The sequence below is a fragment of the Cupriavidus sp. 01L45 genome, from assembly GCF_056399885.1.
Window position 1 is genome coordinate 85,445 of the sequence record NZ_JBFTSG010000022.1, and the last position, 22,689, is coordinate 108,133.

The 22,689-nt window shown below is 67.2% G+C and carries 19 protein-coding genes; 7 read left to right on the forward strand and 12 right to left on the reverse strand.

Features of this window, described 5'->3' with window-relative positions; genetic code table 11:
* Positions 1-26 precede the first annotated feature (26 nt).
* From AC1DT6_RS17095 to edd, 3 genes are all read right to left on the reverse strand, one after another.
* Positions 27-1,499, reverse strand: a complete 1,473-nt coding sequence (locus tag AC1DT6_RS17095; protein ID WP_441630030.1) for a circularly permuted type 2 ATP-grasp protein — start codon at positions 1,497-1,499, stop codon at positions 27-29.
* 296 nt (positions 1,500-1,795) lie between these two features.
* The gene (locus AC1DT6_RS17100) at positions 1,796-2,305 is read right to left on the reverse strand and encodes a gluconokinase (RefSeq protein ID WP_035859211.1); all 510 of its coding nucleotides are present in this window, start codon (positions 2,303-2,305) and stop codon (positions 1,796-1,798) included.
* A 189-nt stretch (positions 2,306-2,494) separates the two neighbouring features.
* The gene (gene edd / locus AC1DT6_RS17105) at positions 2,495-4,381 is read right to left on the reverse strand and encodes a phosphogluconate dehydratase (protein WP_441630028.1); all 1,887 of its coding nucleotides are present in this window, start codon (positions 4,379-4,381) and stop codon (positions 2,495-2,497) included.
* A gap of 302 nt (positions 4,382-4,683) precedes the next feature.
* Here edd and AC1DT6_RS17110 point away from each other — a divergent pair, with 302 nt between their 5' ends.
* Positions 4,684-5,622 carry a MurR/RpiR family transcriptional regulator gene (locus tag AC1DT6_RS17110; protein WP_045238058.1) on the forward strand — a complete coding sequence of 313 codons (939 nt, stop codon included), beginning with the start codon at positions 4,684-4,686 and terminating at the stop codon, positions 5,620-5,622.
* On the opposite strand, the gene AC1DT6_RS17115 is transcribed toward AC1DT6_RS17110, so the two are convergent.
* The 4 genes from AC1DT6_RS17115 to AC1DT6_RS17130 all read right to left on the reverse strand — a co-directional run bounded on the left by AC1DT6_RS17115 (position 5,534) and on the right by AC1DT6_RS17130 (position 10,941).
* The gene (locus AC1DT6_RS17115; RefSeq protein WP_441630026.1) at positions 5,534-7,984 is read right to left on the reverse strand and encodes a DNA internalization-related competence protein ComEC/Rec2; all 2,451 of its coding nucleotides are present in this window, start codon (positions 7,982-7,984) and stop codon (positions 5,534-5,536) included. The genes AC1DT6_RS17110 and AC1DT6_RS17115 overlap by 89 nt on opposite strands.
* 64 nt (positions 7,985-8,048) lie before the next feature.
* Positions 8,049-8,924 (reverse strand): TatD family hydrolase, encoded by an 876-nt coding sequence (locus AC1DT6_RS17120; protein ID WP_441630024.1) that lies wholly within the window; start codon positions 8,922-8,924, stop codon positions 8,049-8,051.
* Between the two features lie 27 nt (positions 8,925-8,951).
* Entirely contained in the window at positions 8,952-9,698 is a 747-nt protein-coding gene (lolD, locus tag AC1DT6_RS17125; protein WP_441630022.1) for a lipoprotein-releasing ABC transporter ATP-binding protein LolD, read from the reverse strand.
* Entirely contained in the window at positions 9,691-10,941 is a 1,251-nt protein-coding gene (locus tag AC1DT6_RS17130) for a lipoprotein-releasing ABC transporter permease subunit (RefSeq protein WP_045238062.1), read from the reverse strand. The genes lolD and AC1DT6_RS17130 overlap by 8 nt, the downstream gene beginning before the upstream one ends.
* 149 nt (positions 10,942-11,090) lie before the next feature.
* On the opposite strand from AC1DT6_RS17130, the gene AC1DT6_RS17135 reads away from it, so the two are divergent.
* Entirely contained in the window at positions 11,091-12,212 is a 1,122-nt protein-coding gene (locus AC1DT6_RS17135; protein ID WP_441630020.1) for a hypothetical protein, read from the forward strand.
* 24 nt (positions 12,213-12,236) lie between these two features.
* Positions 12,237-13,934, forward strand: coding sequence for a single-stranded-DNA-specific exonuclease RecJ (gene recJ, locus AC1DT6_RS17140; RefSeq protein WP_441630018.1), 1,698 nt, complete (start codon positions 12,237-12,239; stop codon positions 13,932-13,934).
* Between the two features lie 21 nt (positions 13,935-13,955).
* Here recJ and AC1DT6_RS17145 read toward each other — a convergent pair whose 3' ends face one another.
* Positions 13,956-14,684 carry a peptidoglycan DD-metalloendopeptidase family protein gene (locus tag AC1DT6_RS17145; protein WP_441630016.1) on the reverse strand — a complete coding sequence of 243 codons (729 nt, stop codon included), beginning with the start codon at positions 14,682-14,684 and terminating at the stop codon, positions 13,956-13,958.
* 199 nt (positions 14,685-14,883) lie between these two features.
* Here AC1DT6_RS17145 and prfB point away from each other — a divergent pair.
* The 4 genes from prfB to AC1DT6_RS17165 all read left to right on the forward strand — a co-directional run bounded on the left by prfB (position 14,884) and on the right by AC1DT6_RS17165 (position 19,435).
* Positions 14,884-15,988, forward strand: a protein-coding gene (gene prfB, locus AC1DT6_RS17150) for a peptide chain release factor 2 (protein WP_276285680.1) whose coding sequence is annotated in 2 segments (ribosomal slippage) — positions 14,884-14,964 and positions 14,966-15,988 — 1,104 coding nt in all. Because the reading frame shifts where the segments join, the coding sequence is not laid out codon by codon here.
* 84 nt (positions 15,989-16,072) lie between these two features.
* A complete protein-coding gene (locus tag AC1DT6_RS17155; RefSeq protein ID WP_477102782.1) occupies positions 16,073-16,831 on the forward strand; it encodes an SDR family oxidoreductase in 759 nt (252 codons plus the stop codon).
* Positions 16,832-16,870: 39 nt separating this feature from the next.
* Entirely contained in the window at positions 16,871-18,409 is a 1,539-nt protein-coding gene (gene lysS, locus AC1DT6_RS17160) for a lysine--tRNA ligase (RefSeq protein WP_441630012.1), read from the forward strand.
* A 267-nt stretch (positions 18,410-18,676) separates the two neighbouring features.
* Positions 18,677-19,435 (forward strand): glycine zipper 2TM domain-containing protein, encoded by a 759-nt coding sequence (locus AC1DT6_RS17165; RefSeq protein ID WP_441630010.1) that lies wholly within the window; start codon positions 18,677-18,679, stop codon positions 19,433-19,435.
* Positions 19,436-19,506: 71 nt separating this feature from the next.
* On the opposite strand, the gene iscX is transcribed toward AC1DT6_RS17165, so the two are convergent.
* From iscX to hscB, 4 genes are all read right to left on the reverse strand, one after another.
* Complete coding sequence (iscX, locus tag AC1DT6_RS17170; protein WP_428177879.1) at positions 19,507-19,701, reverse strand: Fe-S cluster assembly protein IscX; 195 nt, start codon at positions 19,699-19,701, stop codon at positions 19,507-19,509.
* 50 nt (positions 19,702-19,751) lie between these two features.
* Complete coding sequence (gene fdx, locus AC1DT6_RS17175; RefSeq protein ID WP_441630008.1) at positions 19,752-20,090, reverse strand: ISC system 2Fe-2S type ferredoxin; 339 nt, start codon at positions 20,088-20,090, stop codon at positions 19,752-19,754.
* Positions 20,091-20,132: 42 nt separating this feature from the next.
* Complete coding sequence (gene hscA, locus AC1DT6_RS17180; RefSeq protein WP_441630006.1) at positions 20,133-21,998, reverse strand: Fe-S protein assembly chaperone HscA; 1,866 nt, start codon at positions 21,996-21,998, stop codon at positions 20,133-20,135.
* Positions 21,999-22,111: 113 nt separating this feature from the next.
* On the reverse strand, positions 22,112-22,630 hold the full coding sequence (gene hscB / locus AC1DT6_RS17185; protein WP_276288600.1) for a Fe-S protein assembly co-chaperone HscB: 519 nt from the start codon (positions 22,628-22,630) through the stop codon (positions 22,112-22,114).
* Between the last annotated feature and the right edge of the window lie 59 nt (positions 22,631-22,689).

A 22,689-nucleotide genomic window follows, 5' to 3' on the forward strand; every position in this document is an offset into this window, starting at 1 on the left:
CAAACAATCCTTGCGAGCGCCGCGCTTCAGCGCTCCAGCACCCAGGTGTCCTTGGTGCCCCCGCCCTGCGAGGAATTGACCACCAGCGAGCCTTCCCGCAGCGCCACGCGCGTCAATCCGCCGGGCACCATGCGCACGTCCTTGCCCGACAGCACGAATGGGCGCAGGTCGATGTGGCGCGGCGCGATGCCGGACTCGACGTAGGTCGGGCAGGTTGACAGCGCCAGCGTGGGTTGCGCGATGTACTGCTCCGGACGCGCGCGCACGACCTCGCGGAAGGTATCGATCTCGGCGCGGGTGGCGGCCGGGCCCACCAGCATGCCGTAGCCGCCGGCGCCGTGGGTTTCCTTCACCACCAGTTCGTCCATGTGATCGAGCACGTACTGCAGGTCGTCGGGACGGCGGCACATATAGGTCGGGACATTGTTCAGGATGGCTTCCTCGCCGAGGTAGAAGCGGATCATGTCCGGCACATAGGGATAGATCGATTTGTCGTCGGCCACGCCAGTGCCGATGGCATTGCAGATGGTGACGTTGCCGGCGCGATAGACCGACAGCAGTCCCGCCGCGCCCAGCGTGGAATCGGGCCGGAACACCAGCGGGTCGAGGAAGTCGTCGTCGACCCGGCGGTAGATCACGTCGATGCGCTGCGGGCCCTGCGTGGTACGCATGTAGAGATGATCGTCCTGCACGAACAGGTCGCTGCCCTCGACCAGCTCCACGCCCATCTGCTGGGCCAGGAAGGCGTGCTCGAAATAGGCGGAGTTGTACATGCCGGGCGTCAGTACCACCACGGTGGGATCGGCGATGTTCTGCGGCGAGACCCCGCGCAACATGTCGAGCAACAGGTCCGGATAGTGGGCCACCGGCGCCACGCGGTTGCGCGCGAACAGGTCGGGAAACAACCGCATCATCATCTTGCGGTTCTCCAGCATGTAGGAGACGCCGGAGGGCACGCGCAGGTTGTCTTCCAGCACGTAGAACTCGCCCTCGCCCGCGCGTACCACGTCGATGCCCGCAACGTGGGCATAGATATCGCGCGGCACGTCGATGCCGAGCATCTCGGGCCGGTACTGCGCGTTGTTGTAGATCTGGTCTGGGGGAATCACGCCGGCGCGGATGATGTCCTGGCCGTGATAGATATCGTGAATGAAGCGATTCAGCGCGGAGACCCGCTGGCGCAGCCCGCGCTCCAGCGTGGCCCACTCGCTGGCGGGAAAGATCCGGGGAATCACGTCGAACGGGATGGTGCGCTCGGTGCCGCTGTTGGACTCGTCCTTTTCGCCATACACGGCGAAAGTGATGCCCACACGCCGGAAGATCAGGTCCGCCTCCGCGCGCTTGTTGCCCATGGTGCCTTCGGACTGTCGCGCCAGCCAGTCCGCGAACTGCTTGTAATGCCCCCGCACGGCACCTGCCGGCAGGGACTCTCCCGCGTGGATCGCTGCCGCCACGCCATCTTGCCAATCGAGCATCTCGTCGAAAAACCGCGCCGCCATGATGGCCGTTCCCCCATGATTTGGGCGCCGCCCAAACTGCCGGCGATCCCGTTTTGATTGGCTTCTTGTTCCCGGCACAGCACCTTGAGGTCACCACCCGCAGCCCGGCGGCGCAGCCGCGGACCGTCGTCATGCTTCGAAGTGCTGTACCTATAGGATACCTATGACCACGAAAGCCGCAAGCGGCGGGCATTCGCGCCATCAAACATGGATTAAGCAAGATGTCTGCCAGCCCCTCCTCAATTCGCACCAAGACGGCGCCCGGGAACGGTCCGGGCGGGGGCAACCGCGCCGCGCTAACGCGCCACGGCCGTACCCTTGCATGCCGGCACTTCGGCCAGGATGTACTGCACCAGGGCTTCAGGGGTCTGGCGGATATCGAGTACCAGCGCGTCGCGCGGCTCCTCCAGCGTTTCGAACTGGCTCTGCAGCAGCGCCGGATTGAAGAAGTGCTCGCTGCGCTCGGCCAGGCGACCGCCGATGACCGCGGCGTCGCCCTTCATATAGACAAAGGTCACGCCGCCGTCGGGCGGCGTCAGCCGGTCGCGATAGGTCTGGCGCAACGCGGAACAGGTGAACACATGGGTGCGGCCTTCGGCGCGGGCCGCATCGATCGCCGCGCGCATGGCGGCCAGCCAGGGCCAGCGGTCTTCATCAGTCAGCGGGATGCCGTTGTGCATCTTCGCCTTGTTGGCGGCGCTGTGGAAATCATCGGCGTCGTGAAAGCCGCAATGCAGGGTCTCGGCCAGCATCTGGCCGACGGTGCTCTTTCCGCTGCCGGAAACGCCCATCAGGATGTAGATCATGTCTGCTCCAGCGATCGTGTTCGGATGGTTTGCCCATCCTTGTCGGTAGTCCCCGCGCCGGCCGCCGGCAGTGTCCGGAAGCATACGGCCCTGAAGCCATGATAGGACCCGCATGGGCCGGCTCGGGGTCGTCCCCGCCAGCCGTTGGCTGCCGGGGACACAAATGACACAAATATCGGGGCGCGCCGCCTATTGTGCGACGGCCGCGCCGGTTTGGACAGCGCCGTGCGCGTCGGCTTCGGACAGGTCCAGCGCGCTGCCGCCCTCTTCTGCTATCCGCGCATTGCGGCGGAACAGGCCAAACAGGCCGCGGCCGACGCTGAAGCTGGCGAAAGCGTCGTCCGGCAGTACCGCCGAGGCGCGCGCCGCGAAGTCGGCGTCGCCGTCGGCGCCACCGAGCCATTCCAGGGTGCCAGCGACGGCATCCACGCGGAGGCGGTCGCCATCGCGCACTCGCGACAAGGGCCCCCCAGCAAGTGCCTCCGGACCCACATGAATGACAGCCGGCACCTTACCCGAAGCACCCGACATGCGCCCATCGGTCACCAGCGCCACCTTGTGGCCGGCATCCTGCAGCGCGCCCAGCACCGGCGTAAGGCGGTGCAGCTCGGGCATGCCGTTGGCGTTCGGCCCCTGGAAGCGCACCACCGCGACCACATCGCCAGCCAGCTCGCCGGCATCGAACGCGGCCTGCAAGCCTTCCTGGGAATCGAAGACGCGCGCCGGCGCCTCCACCACCCGATGCTCCGGCGCCACCGCCGACACCTTGATCATGCCGCGGCCAAGATTGCCCTGCAGCAAGCGCAGGCCGCCCTCGGCGGAGAACGGCTCGGCCGCGGTGGCCAGAACCGTCGCGTCACCGCTGGTAGCCGCACCGTCACGCCACTGCAGCACGCCGTCGATCATCACGGGTTCCTGCGTGTAGCGTGCCAGGCCGTGCCCGGCCACGGTTTCCACGTCCTCATGCAGCAGCCCCGCGTCGAGCAACTGGCGAATCACGTAGGCCACGCCGCCGGCGGCGTGGAAATGGTTCACGTCGGCGGCGCCGTTGGGATAGACCCGCGCCAGCAGCGGCGTGATGCGCGAGAGGCGGTCGAAGTCGTCCCAGTCGATGATGATGCCGGCCGCGCGCGCCATCGCCACGAGGTGGATGGTGTGGTTGGTCGAACCGCCGGTGGCCAGCAGGCCCACCACGGCATTGATCACGGCGCGTTCGTCAACGATGCGCGCCAGCGGGAGGTAGTCCGCACCCCGCGCCGTCAGGGCCAGCGCGCGTTGCGCGGCGGCGGCGGTGAGCGCATCGCGCAGACCGCTGTCAGGATGCACAAAGGCCGCGCCGGGCATATGCAGCCCCATGATCTCCATCAGGAACTGGTTGCTGTTGGCGGTGCCGTAGAAGGTGCAGGTGCCGGCCCCGTGATAGGCCTCGCACTCGGCTTCCAGCAAGGCTTCGCGGCCGACCTGGCCGGTGGCGTAGAGCTGGCGCACGCGCGCTTTTTCCTTGTTGGACAGGCCCGTCGACATCGGCCCGGCCGGCACGAACACCACCGGCAGGTGGCCGAACTGCAGCGCGCCCATCAGCAGGCCCGGCACGATCTTGTCGCACACGCCAAGCATCACGGCGGCATCGAAGGTGTTGTGCGACAGCGAGACCGCGGTCGCCATCGCGATGGCGTCGCGCGAGAACAGCGACAACTCCATGCCGGCATTGCCCTGCGTGATGCCGTCGCACATCGCCGGCACCCCGCCCGCCACCTGCGCCACCGCGCCAACGGCGCGCGCGGCCTCGCGGATCACGCCGGGGTAGCGCTCGTACGGCTGGTGGGCCGACAGCATGTCGTTATAGGCGGTGACGATGCCGAGATTGGCGGCATGCTCGACCCGCAGCTTGAGCTTGTCATGCACTGGCAACGCGGCCAGGCCATGCGCGAGGTTGGCACAGGACAGCCCGCGCAAGGGACCCAGCTCCTGCTGGGCGCGTTCGCAACGCGCCAGGTAGGCGGCACGGCTGCGCTGGCTGCGCGCGATCACGCGCGCGGTGACGGACTGTACTTCGGCGTGGAGGGCTTTTGACATGCGTGGGATTCCTGGTCGTGATGCCTGATCGTATCCGGGAGGACTGGGGAACGCGTTTGTTTGTAGATTTTCTACATTATATCGAAAGGCAATTTGAAAACACCATGCGCACGCATCACAAAGCGCCGCATTCACGGCAAAAATCGACAGAATAGGTGAAACCCCTAGTCACAAGCCCACCGGAAGCCGAGGCGATTTCGATGTTGATTATGTAGAATATCTACATGCAGTGCGAACTACCGAACCCCGGATACCGGGGCCAAAGGCACAAGAATGCCCCGGCACAGACAGCCCTCCTTACCATGCGCGACCGAATCCTTGCCGTCTACGACACGCTTCGCCCCTCCGAACGCCGCCTTGCCGACTACGTTGCCCGGCACGGCGCCAGCGTGATCCGTTTGTCGATGCCAGAACTGGCCGAGCGAGCGGGTGTATCCCAGCCCACCATCGCGCGCTTTTGCGCCGCGCTCGGTTATGACGGCTTCCGCGAGTTCAAACTCCAGTTCGCCCAGAACGTGGGCGGCGGCACGCCCTTCGTGCACCAGGACGTCAAGGCCGAAGACCGTCCCGCCGACATCGCCGGCAAGGTGTTCGACCGCACCATCGCCACGCTGATGACAGTGCGCAATGCGCTGTCCGCGGACCAGATCGAGCACGGCATCCAGCTGCTCGCGGCGGCGCGGCGCATCGAGTTCTATGGCTGCGGCAACTCTGGCATCGTCGCGCTGGATATCCAGCACAAGTTCTTCCGCCTCGGCATTCCCACCGTTGCGTACTCGGATTCGCATGTATTCAGCATGTCCGCGGCGTTGCTCGGCCCAGGCGATGTGGCGGTGCTGGTTTCCAACAGCGGGCGCACCTGGGACATGCTGGCCGCCGCCACGCTGGCCCGCGCCAGCGGCGCCAGCGTGCTGGCGCTGACCCACAGCGGTTCGCCGCTGGCCGCGCTGGCGGACGTATGCGTGTTCTCGGACGTGGAAGAAGACAGCGAGGTCTACACGCCAATGACCTCCCGCATCTGCCACCTGGTGCTGGGCGACGTGCTTGCGGCCGGCGTCGCACTGGAACGCGCCGACACCGTCTCCGCCGGCCTGCAGCGCGCCAAGGCCCATCTGCGCGAGCGCCGCATCGCCCAGGCCGAGCCCGCGCATCTCAGCGAGGCGCCGGCGGCGCCGCGCGCCAGTAGCGCCGCTCGTGCTGGCGGTAAGCCCGCACCTCGTAAGACTCGCCGCGCGTCATGATCTGGACCGCGCCGGTTTCGTCGCTGCGATAGCGCGCGATGCCGTGCGAGCCGTAGCGATCCCAGATCTCGGGGCGCGGATGCCGGTGGCGATTGCGATAGCCCATCTGGAACAGCGCCAGCTCGGGCGCCACCACGCCCAGGAACGACCCGCTGGACGAGGTGTTGCTGCCATGGTGCGGCGCCTGCAGGAAATCGGCGCGCAGGTCTTGCGTCGGCAGCCGCGCCAGCAGCGCCGCCTCGTCGCGCCGGGAGATATCGCCAGTCAGCAGAAGGCTGCGCGCGCTGGCCTCCACCTTGAGCACGCAACTGCGCGCATTGCTGTCGATGGCAGCGTTCTGCGCCACGCCCGGCAAGGGATGCAGCATGACAAAGCGAACCCCGTCCCACTCCCACCGCTGCCCCGCCGCGCAGGGCCGGGCCTTTGGCGAGGCAGCACCCGCAGGCGGCGCCAGCAGCCGATGGCCTGATGGCGCACCTGACAGCAGGCTGTCCACCGCCAACGCCGCCATCACGTCGCGCGCCCCGCCTGCGTGATCGGCATCTTCATGACTGATCACCAGTGCGTCGAGCCTGCGCACGCCCGCGCCGCGCAGATACGGCACGATGGCGCGCGCGCCCGCGCTGCTGCCCGGCTCGCCGCGTCCGGCGCCCCACCCGTAGGCCGGACCGGCATCGTAGAGCAGCACATGCGAGTGCGTTTCCACCAGCACCGCGGTGCCTTGCCCGATATCGATCGCGGTGGCACGAAACTCGCCTTGCGCCACCGGCTGACGCCCCGCCACCACCATCGGCAGCAGCAGCACGACGCCATGCAGGCGCGCACGCACGCCGCAACGCACGGGCGCCAGCAACAGCAGCGTGCCGAGCACCGCCAGCCCCAGCGCGAACGGACCCGCGCGCGCGGCCTGCCACACCGCCCACGGCGGCGCCGCCAGCCACTCCAGGCCTATCACCAGCCAGTGCAGCAGCAGGTGCGCAGGGACGAGCAGCCAGCCCGCCAGCGGTGCCGGCAGCGCCGCCGCCAGCAGGGCCAGCGGCGTCACCAGCAGGCTGACCAGCGGAATCGCCACTGCATTGGCCAGTGGCGAGATCACCGAGACCTGCTGGAACAGCAACAGAGTCAACGGCACCAGCCCGACGGTGACGGCCCATTGCGTGCGTGTGGCCTGCGCCAGCGTGGACCGCAGACGCTGCCACCACGAGGACGCAGCATCCCCGGCGGGCTGCGCCGCGGCCAGGAAGATCACGCCCACAGCGCCGAAGGACAGCCAGAAGCCGGGCGACAGCACGGCCCAGGGATCGAGCCCGATCGCCGCGAACGCGGCCCAGGCCAGCACCAGGGAAGCAGGCGGCGCGCGGCCGCTCCATAGCGCCAGCGCCGCCACGACCAGCATCGACACGGTACGCTGCGCCGGCACCTGCATGCCCGCCAGCAGGCCGTACGCGAGTGCGGCCATCACCGCCGCCACCAGTGCGGCGCGCCGCGCGGGCCAGTACAGCGGTAAAGGCCGCCGCAGCCAACTGCCAAGGCCAAACGAATGCCGCCACAACCAGTATGCGAAGCTGGAAAAGAGACCGGAAATCATGGTGATATGCAGGCCGGAGATGCTGATCAGGTGGCCGACGCCTGTACGGGTGAACAAGGTCCAGTCGCGCTGCTGGATACCCCGCTGGTCGCCCACCACCAGCGCCGCAAGGACCGGAGCAAAGCGCGCATCCGGAGGCAGGCTGCCCAGCACGTGGTCGCGTACCTGCATCCGCCATCGCGCGATCCTCCACGCCAGTTGTTCACCAACGGCCTCCTGCGCCTCGCGCCGGACGTCGCGCACGTAGCCCGTAGCGCCGATTCCGGCTGCCATCAGCCAGTATTCGTAGTCGAAACCATGAGGGTTGGCCAGGCCGTGCGGCCGGCGCAGACGCAGCGAAAAGACGTACCGCTCGCCGGGGCGCAACGCGGGTGGCGCATCGTCCCAGCTCAGCAGTATCTGCGAGGGAATGCCGGTCGTCATGCCATGGGCCTGCGTCTCATCGAGCGCGAACACAAAGCGCTGGCCGCGCGGCGCCTGCGCCGGCAGGCCTGCAACGACGCCGCTCAGCAGCAGGTCCACGCCTTCCAGTTCGGGCGCCAGGCGTTCTCCCAGCCTGAGTTCTGCGCGCCAAGCCGACCAGCCGAAACCCGCCAGCACCGACAGCACGATCAAGACCGCGCGAGCCCGGCCGGAGCGGCGCATGCGTAGCGCGAGCAGGGCCACGACAACCCCGGCCGCCACCAGCCCCCACGCCGTGGCGCCGCGCGGCAGCGAGCCCTGTTGTTGCAGCCACCAGCAGCCCGCCACGAAGGCGAGCAGGATCAAACGCATGCCAGCTCCCGGACGGGAAGTCAGATGTGTTTGCTTATACAGCCGTCGCCAGCCGCGAAACTTGTCAGGATGAGACGGAAAGGTTGCCGGTTGTTTCGGCCGGGGCAGGCAATGCCGATGGGAACATGGTTGCCGCAAAGGCGGCCAGGCGTGGCAGCGCAGCCACCGAGTTTTGCCACATCGCCGGTGCCAGCGTCGCGGCATCGAGACCACGCAACTCGCCCAGCACCCTGGCCACGCCCACCACTTCGGCAGGCGTATTGCGCGCCTTGTGCTGCTCGCCGAACTGGTCGTCGGACAGCCATGCGGGGGCGATGTCAGGCGCATCGGTTTCGAGCACGATGGCGTCGAGCGGCAACTCCAGCGCCAGGCGCCGGATTTGCTTCGCGCGGCTGAAAGTCAGGTTGCCGCCAAAGCCCAGCTTGAGGCCTTGATCGACAAAGCCGCGCGCCTGCTGCACGCTGCCATTGAAGGCGTGGGCGATGCCCTGGCGCACGCCGGCGCGCCGCAGCTGCGCCGCCACCTGGTCCTGCGACTTGCGCACATGCAGCAGCACCGGCAAGTCGAACTCGCGGGCAATCTTGAGCTGCTCGGTGTAGATCCACGTCTGGTGCGCGGCATCGAGGCCGGGCACGAAGAAATCCAGCCCGATCTCGCCGATGCCGACGAAGCGCGGATCGGCCAGCGAGGCTTGCACCTCCCGGCGCAAGGCATCGAGATCGGACTGCGCGGCACCCGGCGTGCACAGCGGATGGATACCCAGGGCGTAGACGCAGCCAGGGTGCCGCTGCGCCAGCGCGCGCACCGCGGCAAAATTGGACAGGGCCACCGCCGGCAGCACGATGCCGGTGACGCCAGCCGCGGCGGCGGCGGCGGCTACGGCATCACGGTCGGCGTCGAATTCGCCGGCGTCGAGGTGGCAATGGGTATCGATCCACATGGCGGTGTGCCGGCGCGGCGATGCGCTTCAGCGTTCGGCGTGGAGGTGCCCGTCGCGCAGGCGCAGCACGCGGTCGCAGCGGCTGGCCAGGTCGAGGTCGTGGGTCACGATCACGAAGCTGGTGCCCAGCGTGCGCGACAGCTCCAGCATCAGGTCGTAGACGCCACCCGCCGTGTGGTCGTCCAGGTTGCCTGTGGGCTCGTCGGCCAGCACGCACGCCGGGCTGCCGACCAGCGCGCGGGCAATCGCCACCCGCTGCCGTTCGCCGCCGGACAGCTCGCCGGGCCGGTGCTGCGCCCGGTCGCCCAGCCCCACCCGCTCCAGCACCGCCATCGCCGCCGCCCGCGCCTCGGGCTGACGCAGCCCGCGGATGCGCATCGGCATGGCCACGTTGTCCAGCGCCGTGAACTCAGGCAGCAGGTGGTGGAACTGGTAGATGAATCCCAGCTCGCGATTGCGCACGATATTGCGCTCGCTCTCGCGCAGCGCCGTAAAGGGCCGGCCCTGCAAGGCAACCCGGCCACTGTCAGGGTTGTCGAGTCCGCCCAGCACATGCAGCAAGGTACTTTTGCCGGAGCCGGACGCGCCGACGATGGCAACCTTCTCCCCCGCCTCGACCCGCACGTCCACGCCCTTGAGCACGGTCACGTCCAGGCCGCCCTGGCGGAAACGCTTGGTCAGGCCCTCGCCCAGCAGGACGGGCGTGCCGTTGGCTTGGCCCGGCGCATCGGCGGCGCTGCCGGCCGGTTCGGCGCGCAACAGGGTTTCACTCATAGCGCAACGCCTCCGCCGGATTGACGCGGGCAGCGCGCCAGCTTGGGTAGAGCGTGGCCAGGATGGACAGTACAAAGGAAACGATACCGATGGTGGCAATGTCGTTCACGCGGGGATCCGAGGGCAATTCACTAATGAAATAGATGTCGCGCGGCAGGAACTGCACATGCAGCAGCCGCTCGATAAAGGGAACGATCACGTCGATGTTGAAGGCGATCAGCGCGCCGCCGGCCACGCCCGCCAGCGTGCCGATAAAGCCGATGGCCACGCCCTGCACGATGAAGATCTTGGTGATCGAACCGGGCTGGGCGCCCATGGTGCGCAGGATGGCGATGTCGGCCTGCTTGTCCGTCACGGTCATGACCAGCGTGGACACCAGGTTGAACGCGGCCACGGCGATGATCAACGTGAGGATGATGAACATCATGCGCTTCTCGGTCTGCACCGCGGCGAACCAGTTGCGGTTCTGCTTGGACCAGTCGCGCAGGTAGAGCTCACCCGAGAGCGTGCCGGCCAGCGCGTCGGCCACTTGCGGCGCGCGCTGCATGTCCGTCAGTTTCAGGCGCACGCCGGTGGGCCCGGCGAGGCGGAACATGGCTTCGGCGTCGCGGATATTGATCAGCGCCAGCGCGCTGTCGAACTCGAAATGGCCCGACGAGAACACCCCGACCACCGTGAACTGCTTGAGCCGCGGCAGCACCCCGGCCGGCGTGATGGTGCCCTGCGGCACGACCACCGTGACCTTGTCGCCCACCTGCACACCCATGGCATTGGCCAGTTCGTTGCCCAGCGCGATGCCGAATTCGCCGGGCAGCAGGCGATCCATGCCGCCGCCCCGGAACTGCTTGCCGATATCGGACACCTTGGGTTCTTCGGAAGGCTCGACCCCGCGCAGCAGCACGCCGCGCACCGCATCATCCCGGGTCAGCATGGCCTGCGCCGCCACATAGGGCGCGGCACCGATCACTTCCTTGTTGCGCAGCGCCTCGGCGGCGGTCTTTTGCCAGTCGGGCAGCGCCCCGGGCCCGACCACCTCGATGTGCGACAGCACCGATAGCATGCGGTCGCGCACTTCTTTCTGGAAGCCATTCATCACCGACAGCACCACGATCAGCGCCGCCACGCCCAGCGCGATGCCGGCCATGGAAATCATCGAGATAAAGGAAATAAAGGTGTTGCGGCTGGCGCGCTTGCTTGCGCGGGTGTATCGCCAACCGATCTGCCACTCGTAAGGAAAGTTCAAGAGGGTTCCTGTTGTTAGGGAGTAACGCCGGCGCCACACCGCCAACGCCGCATTTGGCTTACTGGCTGCGGGCTCGCGCCACTGTCCCAGCCGGGCCGGGGGACGATATTTCCGCCGGCCGCCAGCCGCAAGTTTACAATCTCGGCACCATGATGACGCACCTGACCCTGATTGTGCCCTTTTCCGTCCCGCCCGGCGCCGCGATCGACGCGGACGGCGGGGGCAACGACGCCATGCTGGAAGCCCTGCTGCGGCAGTTGGAGTTGCCGGCGCTGGGAAAGTTGCTTACCCGCGCCAGCCCCGGCCCGCGCGAGCGCCACGACGATCCCTTCCAGCGCTCGCTGCCGCATGAGCGCTGGCTGGCCGGACGTGCCGGGCTCGACACTGTCCGCGTGCCCAGCGCCCCGTTCATGCGACTGGCGGATATAGGCGCAGCCAGCGCGGGCGCCGCGAACGACGGCCAGGCGTGGGCTTGCCTGCAACCGGTACACATCCACGCCGCGCGCGACCACCTGGTGCTGATGGACCCGGCCCAGTTGCACGTCCGGGCCGAGGAGTCGGCCGCCCTGCACGCCGCGGTGTCTGACCTGCTGCGGGAGTCCGGCATTTTGCTGGAAACGCCGCATCCGGCCCGCTGGTACATCCCGGAAGCCGTGTTCGGGCCACTTGTGGCGGCCAGCCCGCTGCGCGCCACCGGCCGCAATATCGATGTATGGATGCAGTCCGGAGTGCGCGCCCGCGACTGGCGCCGGATCCAGAACGAAATCCAGATGACCTGGTACGACCATCCGGTGAACCAGGCCAGGGAAGCCGCCGGAGAGCTCTCCATCAATTCTGTCTGGCTCCACGGCGGCGGCATCCTGCAACAAGTGCCGCGCCTGGCCGACACGGTTTTGACAGGCGACGCTTTCCTGCACGGCCTGGCGCTGGCCGGCGGCACTGTGTGCCAGCCCGCGCCGGCGCGCTTCAAGGCCATCGAAGGCATCGAGGGCAGCGCCATGGTGCTGCTTGAGGACGCCATCGAAGCCCATATCGCCGAAGACTGGGGCCTGTGGATCGAGCGCATGCACGCACTCGATGCCGAATGGTTCTCCCCGGCGCTGGCCGCACTCGAAGGCGGCCAGTTGCAAGCGGTGACGCTGATGCTGGCCGGCGACAACCACTACGCCGAATTCACCGTGCGCCGCGCCGACCTGCGCAAATTCTGGCGCGGCCTGGGCCAGCGCGGCGACTGGCGCGCGCTGCTGTCCGACCTCGCCTATGCCGCCTGATCACCGTTTTCCCGCAAGCCGTACATGACCCGAATCGCCGTTCGCTCCTTCTCCACCGAACATGCCGGCAAGCTGGCCGGACTCGGCCTGCATCCCACGCTGGCGCGCATCCTGTCGGCGCGCGGCGTGCGCGAACCCGCCGAACTCGCCACTGAACTGCCGGGCCTGGTGCCGCCGGCCGCCCTGAAGGGCATCGACCAGGCCGCGACTTACCTGGCGGACGCCATCGCCGCCGGCCGGCGCCTGCTGATCGTGGCCGACTACGACTGCGACGGCGCCACCGCCTGCGCGGTCGGCGTGCGCGGCCTGCGCATGCTGGGCGCGCGCATCGACTACATCGTGCCCAACCGCTTCGAGTACGGCTACGGCCTGACCCCGGAAATCGTGGCGCTGGCCGCTAAGCAGCAGCCGGATGTGATCGTCACCGTGGACAACGGCATCGCCAGTGTCGACGGCGTCGCAGCGGCCAATGCGCTCGGCATCGATGTGGTGGTGACCGATCACCACCTGCCCGGCGACCAGTTGCCCGACGCCGCAGTGATCGTCAACCCCAACCAGCCAGGCTGCGAATTCCCGAGCAAGAACCTGGCGGGCGTGGGCGTGATGTTCTACGTGCTGCTGGCGCTGCGCGCGGAACTGCGCCGCCGTGGCGTATTCGACACACAGACCCAGCCGCGCCTCGACACCCTGCTCGACCTGGTCGCGCTGGGCACCGTGGCGGACGTGGTCAAGCTCGACAGCAACAACCGCATCCTGGTCGCGCAAGGCCTCAAGCGCATGCGCGCCGGCCGCATGCACGCCGGCGTGGCCGCCCTGTTCCGCGCCGCCGGGCGCGAGGCGACGCGCGCCAACACCTTCGACCTGGGCTTTGGCGTGGGCCCGCGCCTGAACGCCGCCGGGCGCCTGGCCGACATGTCGCTCGGCATCGAATGCCTGCTGACCGACGACGCCAACCGCGCCTGGGAAATCGCCCAGGAACTTGACGGCATGAACCGCGAGCGGCGCGATATCGAGGCCGGCATGCAGCAGGAAGCGCTGCAGATCCTGGAAGGCCCGCTGGGCGCGCTGGACCCGGCCGCGCGCTTCACTATCAGCGTGTTCAACGACACCTGGCACCAGGGCGTGATCGGCATCGTGGCCTCGCGCCTCAAGGAAAAATACCACCGCCCCACCATCACCTTCGCGCCGGGCGACGAGGATACGATCAAAGGCTCGGGCCGTTCGATCCCGGGCTTTCACCTGCGCGATGCCCTGGATCTGATATCCAAACGCCACCCCGGCCTGCTGAAGAAATTCGGCGGCCACGCCATGGCGGCCGGCCTGACCCTGGGCGCGGGCGATTTCGCGCAGTTCATGGAGGCGTTCGAGACCGTGGGGCGCGAATGGTTGAGCGACGAGCAGCTTGCCCGTGTGATCGAAACCGATGGCGATATCGAGGATGCCTGCTTCAGCCCGGAGTTCGTTTCGCTGCTGGAGCAGCAGGTATGGGGCCAGGGCTTCCCGGCGCCCACGTTCTGCGGCGAGTTCGATGTCTTGCGCCAGAGCGTGCTCAAGGGCAAGCACCTCAAGCTGCAGCTCGGGCGCGGCAGCCAGCGCTTCGACGCCATCTGGTTCAACCATGCTGAGTCGCTGGGCGCCAGCGCGCTGGTGGCCTACCGGCTCGACAACAACACCTTCAATGGCGTCACCCGCGTGCAGATGGTGATCGAGCACGCGCAGTAGCGTGCGCGCCCCGCCCCGACGTCAGCCGCGCGCGGGCAGCAATCCTGCCGGATCGACCGGCTTGCCGTTGCTGCGCACCTCGAAGTGCAGTTCGCTGTCGGCCGTGCCCATGCGGCCCACTTCCTGCCCCCCGGACACCTGCGCGCCCTCGCTGACCGAGGGCTTGTCCAGGTTGCCGTAGACCGTCAGCCAGTTGTCGTCGTGCTTGATGATGACCAGCATGCCGTAGCCGCGCAGGTTGCCGACGTGGATCGCCTTGCCCCCGGCCGCGGCGCGCACCGTGCTGCCAGGCGCCGTGTTGATGCGCAGGCCCTTGCTGGCGGGCGGCCCGTAGCCCGCGGTAACGCGGCCGTCAGCCGGCCATTGCAGGCGGATGCTGGTAGCCGGCGCCCGCGACGGCGCGCTGTTGTCCACGCGCGGGGTATCCCCCACCGCCACCGGGCCGCCGCTGGCCCCGCCACCCGTGCTGGCGCTGGCGCCGGCCGGTGGGCGAATCCGCAGCAACTGCCCTACCTCGATGCGATCGGCGCTGGGCAACTGGTTCCAGCGCGTCAGCTCGCGCACCGTGCGCTTGTGTCGCCGGGCGACGGTATACAAGGTGTCGCCGCTCTGCACCCGGTAATAGCCGTCGGGCGCGGGTTCGCTGGCCAGGGTGCCACAGCCGGCCGCGAGGCAAGCCGCCGCCGCGGCGGCCAGCAGGCCAAGCGCGCGGCGGCGCGCGTTTGTCTTGTCGTGGTTGCTTTGCTTCATCACGTACTTATCGTTCCTCCCTGTCCATATCTTGAAGCCGGTTGCGCCCGCCAGCACCCTCGCGTCTGCCATGAGGCACCCGCAACTGTAGACCGTTCGCGACGCGAACCGTTCGAAATCATGCAACAGACTGCATCCGGGCGGGGGAAGACAGCCCCCGATCCGCTATAATTCAAGGTTTTGAAAGCGCAGGAACATCATGGAAGCAGAACGCCTCAACGCCATCTCCGGTGCCATCTCCGATCTCCGTTCGCGAACGGAAGATCTACGGGGGTATCTTTGACTACGATGTCAAAGTAGGAAGACTCGACGAAGTCAACGGCGAACTCGAGGATCCCGAGGTCTGGAACAACCCCAAGCGGGCCCAGGATCTCGGCAAGGAAAAGAAAATGCTGGAGGGCGTGGTCGGCGTGCTCGGCAAGCTCACCGATGACCTCAGCGGCGCCGAGGAGCTGTTCGAGCTCGCGCGCGAGGAAGGCGACGACGACACGATGGAAGCCATCGAGACCGACGTCGCGGGCTTCGAAGCCATCGTCGCGGACATGGAATTCCGCCGCATGTTTGCCGGCGAGATGGATCAGGCCAACGCCTTTATCGACATCCAGGCCGGCGCCGGCGGCACCGAAGCCTGCGACTGGGCCTCGATGCTGCTGCGCCAGTACCTGAAGTACTGCGAGCGCAAGGGTTTCAAGGCCGAGGTGCTGGAAGAATCCGAAGGCGACGTGGCGGGCATCAAGAGCGCCACGATCAAGGTCGAGGGCGAGTACGCGTTCGGCTACCTGCGCACGGAAACCGGCGTGCACCGCCTGGTGCGCAAGTCGCCGTTCGACTCGTCGGGCGGCCGCCACACGTCGTTCTCGTCAGTGTTCGTCTACCCCGAGGTGGACGACTCCTTCGAGGTCGAGGTCAATCCGGCGGACCTGCGCGTCGACACCTACCGTGCCTCCGGCGCGGGCGGCCAGCACATCAACAAGACCGATTCGGCAGTGCGGATCACGCACATCCCGACCGGCATCGTGGTGCAGTGCCAGAACGACCGTTCGCAGCACAGGAACCGCGCCGAAGCCATGTCGATGCTGAAATCGCGCCTGTACGAGCACGAAATGCGCAAGCGTCAGGCCGAGGCCGACAAGCTGGAGTCGTCCAAGACCGACGTGGGCTGGGGTCACCAGATCCGCTCCTACGTGCTGGACCAGAGCCGCATCAAGGACCTGCGCACCAACGTGGAAATGTCCAACACGCAGAAGGTGCTGGACGGCGACCTGGACCCGTTCATCGAAGCCAGCCTGAAGCAAGGGCTGTAACACGCAGCAGCGGCGCCACGCCGCCGCGCCGGGGCACGGCGCGGCGGCCGGTGCGGCCACACACCCGCCGGGACAAACTCGACCATGACCGCAGCATCGCATCTGATCATCATCACGGGCACCTCGCGCGGGCTCGGCGCCGCTCTGGCACAGGTACTGCTCAAACCGGGCAACCGCCTGCTGTGCGTGGCGCGCGGCCGCAATCCCGAACTGGAACGGATCGCATCCGCCAGCGGCGTCAAGGTAGCCTGGCACCTGCAGGACCTGTCGCAGCCCGGCCCGGCGGCGACCTGGCTCGGCAGCGTGCTCGACGCGGTCGAGGAAACGCCTGCCAGCGTCACGCTGATCCTCAACGCGGGCATGATCGAGCCGATCGGCCCGATCACCAGACTGCGTGAACCGACGCTGGTGCCGCACCTGCTGACCAATCTTGCCGCGCCAATGACCATGACCGCGGCGTTCCTGGCGCATACCGAGCGCTTCGGCTGCCCGCGCAAGATCCTGGCGATCTCGTCCGGCGCGGCGCGCCGGCCGATTGAAGGCTGGAGCGCCTATTGCGCCGGCAAGGCAGGCCTGGACATGTTCGTGCGCTCGATCAACGCGGAGTACGCGCAGGCCCCGGCCGAACGTGCCGTGCGCGCCGTGGCGCTGGCGCCGGGCGTGGTCGACACCGGCATGCAGGCCACCATCCGCGATGCCGATTTCGCGCAGGTACAGCGCTTCCGCGACCTCAAGGAAAACGACCAGCTGGCCTCGGCCGATGACACCGCGCAGCGCATCGCCGCGTACCTGGAGCGGCCGGACTTCGGCAGCACCGAGCTCGACGACATCCGCAATACCTGAACCTCGCGCGGCCTGCGCCGCGCGACTCACCAAGACATCATGACCGAATCCAACCGCGCTCCCGCCGAGGCCAACGCCCCGGCCGCAGCCGACGAAAACAAGATCATCGCGGAACGGCGCGAGAAGCTGCAGGCCCTGCGTCAGCAAGGCGTGGCCTTCCCCAACGATTTCCGCCCGACCCACCAGGCCGCCGCGCTGCACGAGCAGCACGGGGAGACCGACCAGCCCGCGCTGGAAGCCAGCCCGGTGGAAGTCGCCATCGCCGGCCGCATGATGCTCAAGCGGGTGATGGGCAAGGCCAGCTTCGCCACCGTGCAGGACGGCAGCGGCCAGATCCAGTTCTACATCACGCGCGACAAGGTCGGCGAAGACGTCTACGCGGCCTTCAAGCACTGGGACCTGGGCGACATCATCAGCGCGCGCGGCGTGCTGTTCCGCACCAACAAGGGCGAGCTGTCGGTACAGGTGCAGGAACTGCGCCTGCTGTCCAAGGCCCTGCGCCCGCTGCCGGACAAGTTCCACGGCCTGGCCGATCAGGAAACCAGGTACCGCCAGCGCTATGTCGACCTGATCGTGTCGCCGGAAACGCGCGCCACCTTCCGCGCCCGCACCAACGCGATCAGCTCGCTGCGCCGTCACATGGCCGACGCTGGCTTCATGGAAGTGGAAACGCCCATGCTGCACCCGATCCCGGGCGGCGCCACGGCCAAGCCGTTCATCACCCACCACAACGCGCTGGACATGCAGATGTTCATGCGCATCGCGCCCGAGCTGTACCTGAAGCGCCTGGTGGTAGGCGGCTTCGAACGCGTGTTCGAGATCAACCGCAACTTCCGCAACGAAGGGGTGAGCCCGCGCCACAACCCCGAGTTCACGATGATGGAGTTCTACGCGGCCTACACGGATTACCGCTGGCTGATGGACTTCACCGAGAACCTGATCCGCCAGGCCGCCATCGACGCACGCGGCAGCGCCGTGCTGAACTACCAGGGCCGCGAGCTGGATCTGTCCAAGCCCTTCCATCGCCTCACCATCACCCAGGCGATCCAGAAATACGCACCGCAGTACACCGACGCGCAACTGGCCGATACCGAATTCCTGCGCACGGAGCTGAAGAAGTTCGGCATCAACACCAGCGCGCCGCAATTCCTCAACGCCGGCCTGGGCACGCTGCAACTGGTGCTGTTCGAGGAAACCGCCGAGAGCCAGCTGTGGGAGCCGACCTTCATCGTCGACTACCCGGTGGAAGTCTCGCCGCTGGCGCGCGCCTCGGACACCCAGCCGGGCATCACCGAGCGCTTCGAGCTGTTCATCACCGGCCGCGAAATCGCCAACGGCTTCTCCGAGCTGAACGATGCCGAGGACCAGGCCGAGCGTTTCCGCAAGCAAGTGGACCAGAAGGATGCGGGCGACGAGGAAGCGATGTACTTCGACGCCGACTACATCCGCGCGCTCGAATATGGCATGCCCCCGACGGGCGGCTGCGGTATCGGCATCGACCGCCTGGTGATGCTGCTGACGGATAGCCCGAATATCCGCGACGTGATCCTGTTCCCGCATCTGCGCCGCGAGGACTGAAGCACGGTGGCGGCCAAGGCTGGCCGCCAGCAACGAAATAGCCCCATCCAAGCGATGGGGCTTTTTCATTTTCGCGCCGGCTTGTTACAAACAGCCAACCCCGAGGCCGCCGGAATCATAAGGCAAGCCACTGATTTAAAACGGGTTTTCTGTCTACATAAACTTACAAAATCAAACGGAAAACGGCGCCCCGTTCGGCCACACTGGTCGTATCGAAACGTTGGCCGGCAGCACCCCTGACTGGCGGCGCTTCGCGAGGAAAACAACATGCCGAACCCGACCTTGCAGCCATCGAACGAATCCGCCCTGCCCTCTTCGCTGCCGGCGCAGCGCCGCCTGCATCCGCTGGTGGGCGCCGCCGCGGTGGCAATCGTGATCGCCAGCCTGACCGCCGTCGCCGCGATGACCGGCGTGCTGCCCGTTAGCAAGGCGACGCAGGATGCGTCGCAATCGCTGGCCGCGCCGATCGCCGCCAACAATACGCAGGCCGTCCAGCAAATGGCGCCAGGCAGTACCACCCGCCCGCCCGAAGCATCGGCCCCCGCGTTGACGCAGGCACCGACCGCCCCGCCCGCCCAGGCGCCCGCGGCACGGAGGAGCACCCAGCGCAACGGCAACGCGGAAGCAGGATATGGCCCCGAGCCGAGCCGCGCTGACAACGGCGCCCCCGCCCAACGCCAGCCAGCGCAAGGCAGCGCGTACACCGGCCATATCGTGGCCATCACGCCGATCGAGACCGCCAAGCCGGCCAGTGGCCTGGGCGCCGTCGGCGGCGCGGTGGTCGGCGGGCTGCTGGGCAACCAGATTGGCAAGGGCAACGGCCGCATCCTGGGTACGGTGGCCGGCGCGGTAGGCGGCGGCTTTGCCGGCAACCAGATCGAAAAGACCGTGCGCAAAGACACTTCCTACCAGGTGCGCGTGCAGATGGACAATGGCAGCTACCGCACCTTCACCTATCATGCCGATCCTGGCGTGCAGGTAGGCCAGCGCGTGCGCTTGCAGGATGGTGTCCTGGTAACGGCCTGACCGGCCGGACTCCCGGAACAAAATTGTCAAAAAAAGGGCCGGATCACCGGCCCTTTTACTTTGACGTTCCCTTACTCCGCCTCTTCGATCCAGGCAGCCTGGATCGCTTCCAGTATCTTTTCACCCGAACGCTCGGGCACGTCGGCGAAGCCGTCGAGCTCCAGGACCCAGCGGTGCAGGTCGGTGAATCGAATCGTGGCAGGGTCCACGTCCGGGTACTTGTCGTACAGGGCGGCGGCGATGTCGTAGGTATCGGTCCACTTCATGGGGATTCTCTCTTTCAGATCGGCAGCGGGACGAGCTGGCGCACAGGCGCTCAGTGTCCTTCCTTGGCGTAATTGATGGTGTACTTGGGAATCTGCACGGTAAGGTCCTCGTCGGCAACGATAGCCTGGCACGAGAGCCGCGAGTTCGGCTCAAGCCCCCACGCCTTGTCCAGCAGGTCCTCTTCCTTCTCTTCCGGCTCGTTGAGCGAATTGAAGCCTTCGCGCACCACCACATGGCAGGTGGTGCAGGCGCACGACTTCTCGCAGGCATGCTCGATCTCGATGCCATGGCTGAGCAAGGCATCGCAGACGCTGGTTCCGGTCTTGACTTCGAACACGGCGCCCTCGGGACAGAGTTCGACGTGGGGCAATACGATGATCTGTGGCATGAAATGTCCTGGATTTAGATACGGTGCGAGAGTCCTCGGGGATCAGCCCAGGTCCTCCACCTTGCGGCCAGCCAGCGCGCTCTTGATCGAGCGGTCCATCCGGCGGGCGGCGAATTCGTCGGTGCCATGGGACAGCGCTTCCACCGCTGCCTTGATGGCGTGGTGATCCTCGCCCTTGGCGATGTCGCCCGCTGCCGCGATCAGCCGCTCCACGCCGGCACGTTCTTCGTCCGAGAGCAGGTCGCCGTCGAGCTCCAGCGCGCGGTGCGTGGCTTCGATCAGGCGCGCTGCGTCCACGCGCTCTTCAGCCAGCGCGCGGCTCTTCATATCGTGCTCGGCTTCGCGGAAGCTGTCCTGCAGCATGCGGGCGATCTCGTCGTCGGCGAGCCCGTAGGACGGCTTGACGGTGATGGTCGCTTCCACGCCCGACTGCGTCTCGCGCGCGAACACCGACAACAGCCCATCGGCGTCGACCTGGTAAGTCACGCGGATACGTGCCGCGCCGGCCACCATTGGCGGAATGCCGCGCAACTCGAAGCGCGCCAGCGAACGGCAGTCGCTTGCCAGTTCGCGCTCGCCCTGCAGCACATGGATGGCGATCGCGGTCTGGCCATCCTTGAACGTGGTGAACTCCTGCGCGCGCGCCACCGGGATGGTGCTGTTGCGCGGAATGATCTTCTCGACCAGTCCGCCCATGGTTTCCACGCCCAGCGACAGCGGGATCACGTCGAGCAGCAGCCAGTCCTCGCCCGGCGCACCGTTGCCGGCCAGCAGGTTGGCCTGCATCGCCGCGCCCAGCGCCACGACCCGGTCGGGATCGAGGTTCGTCAGCGGACGCTGGCCGAAGAAATCGCCCACCGCCTTGCGCACCGAGGGCATGCGGGTCGCACCGCCGACCAGCACCACGCCCTTGACTTCGTCGGCCGCCACGCCCGCATCGCGCAGGGCCTTGCGCACCGGCGCCAGGGTCTTCTGCACCAGCGGCGCGGTCATCTCTACGAAGGCCGTTGCCGACAGCGTCAGGTGCACGATCTCGCCGCTGTCCAGCACTGCGTCGATCACCGTGGAATCGGCCTCCGACAGCGCTTCCTTGGCGGCGCGCGCGCGCACCATCAACAAGCGCATATCCTCGGCCGAGAGCGGTTGCAGGGCAGCTTGCTCGACAATCCAGCACATCAGGCGCTGATCGAAATCGTCCCCGCCAAGGGCGGAGTCGCCGCCTGTGGCCAGCACCTCGAACACACCCTTGCTGAGCTTGAGAATGGAAATATCGAAGGTGCCGCCACCGAGGTCGTACACCGCGTAGATGCCTTCGGACGCGTTATCCAGCCCGTAGGCGATCGCCGCCGCCGTCGGCTCGTTTAGCAGGCGCAGCACTTCCAGACCCGCTAGTTGGGCGGCATCCTTGGTGGCCTGGCGCTGCGCGTCGTCGAAATAGGCGGGCACGGTAATCACCGCGCCGACCAGTTCGTCTCCCAGCGAGTCTTCGGCGCGCTGGCGCAGAGTGGCCAGGATCTCCGCCGAAATCTCAACCGGGCTCTTCACGCCGGCCACGGTCTTGATCTGCACCATGCCAGGCGCGTCAACGAAATCGTAGGGGCTATGTTCGATATGCGCGACGTCGCGCAGACCGCGCCCCATGAAGCGCTTGACCGAGACGATGGTGTTCTTGGGGTCGTGCACCGCCTCTTCCTGCGCGCGGTAGCCGATCTGCGTGCCCTTGTTGGGCAGGTAGCGCACCACCGAAGGCAGCAGCGCGCGGCCGCTTTCATCGGTCAGGACTTCGGGAATGCTGTTGCGAACCGCCGCCACCAGCGAATTGGTCGTGCCGAGGTCGATGCCGACCGCTAGCCGCTTCTGGTGGGGTGCCGGCGACATGCCGGGTTCGGAGATCTGGAGCAGTGCCATGATGAATCGTCTTTATTCGTGCGGTGGCAAGGCGGCCTGTCACACAGGCCGGTCTTGCGCCGGGGCGCCATTGTGGCATGGCGGCGGCGAACGTGCCCGGAGGCGCTGAATCCCTAGCCTTCCAGGCGGTCGATCGCCTCGCTGGTGTCGTGTTCGATCTTCTCGATGAACATCAATTGCCTGGCCGCGCCGCCGGCTGCCGCGTTATCGCCGGCATCCAGCAGTGCGCCCAGCGCCGCGTGGCGCTCGCGCTTCTCGCTGCGCAACTCGCGCAGCAGCGCGTCGAGCCGGGCGACGTCCTTTTCCTCGACCGCTTCCTGCAGCGCCTCGCGCCATTCCATTTGCTGCATCAGGAAAGCCGGCGCCATGGCCGTATTGTTCTCGGCCTGGATATCCACACCGCGCAGCGTCAGCAGGTAGATCGCGCGCTTGAGCGGCTGGCGCAGCGTGCGGTACGCCTCGTTGGCATGCGCGGCCCACTGCATGGCCACGCGGCGCTCGGCGTCGCCGGCATTGGCGAAGCGGTCCGGGTGCGCCTGCGACTGCACGGTCAGGTAGGCGGCGTCCAGCGCTGCCTCGTCGACTGCGTACCCCACCGGCAAGCCAAACAGGGCGAAATAATCGTCTTTCAACACCTTCCCCAACAAAAAGAGCGGCTGCGCCGCCCCTTTGAACTTCCTTCAGCGTAAAA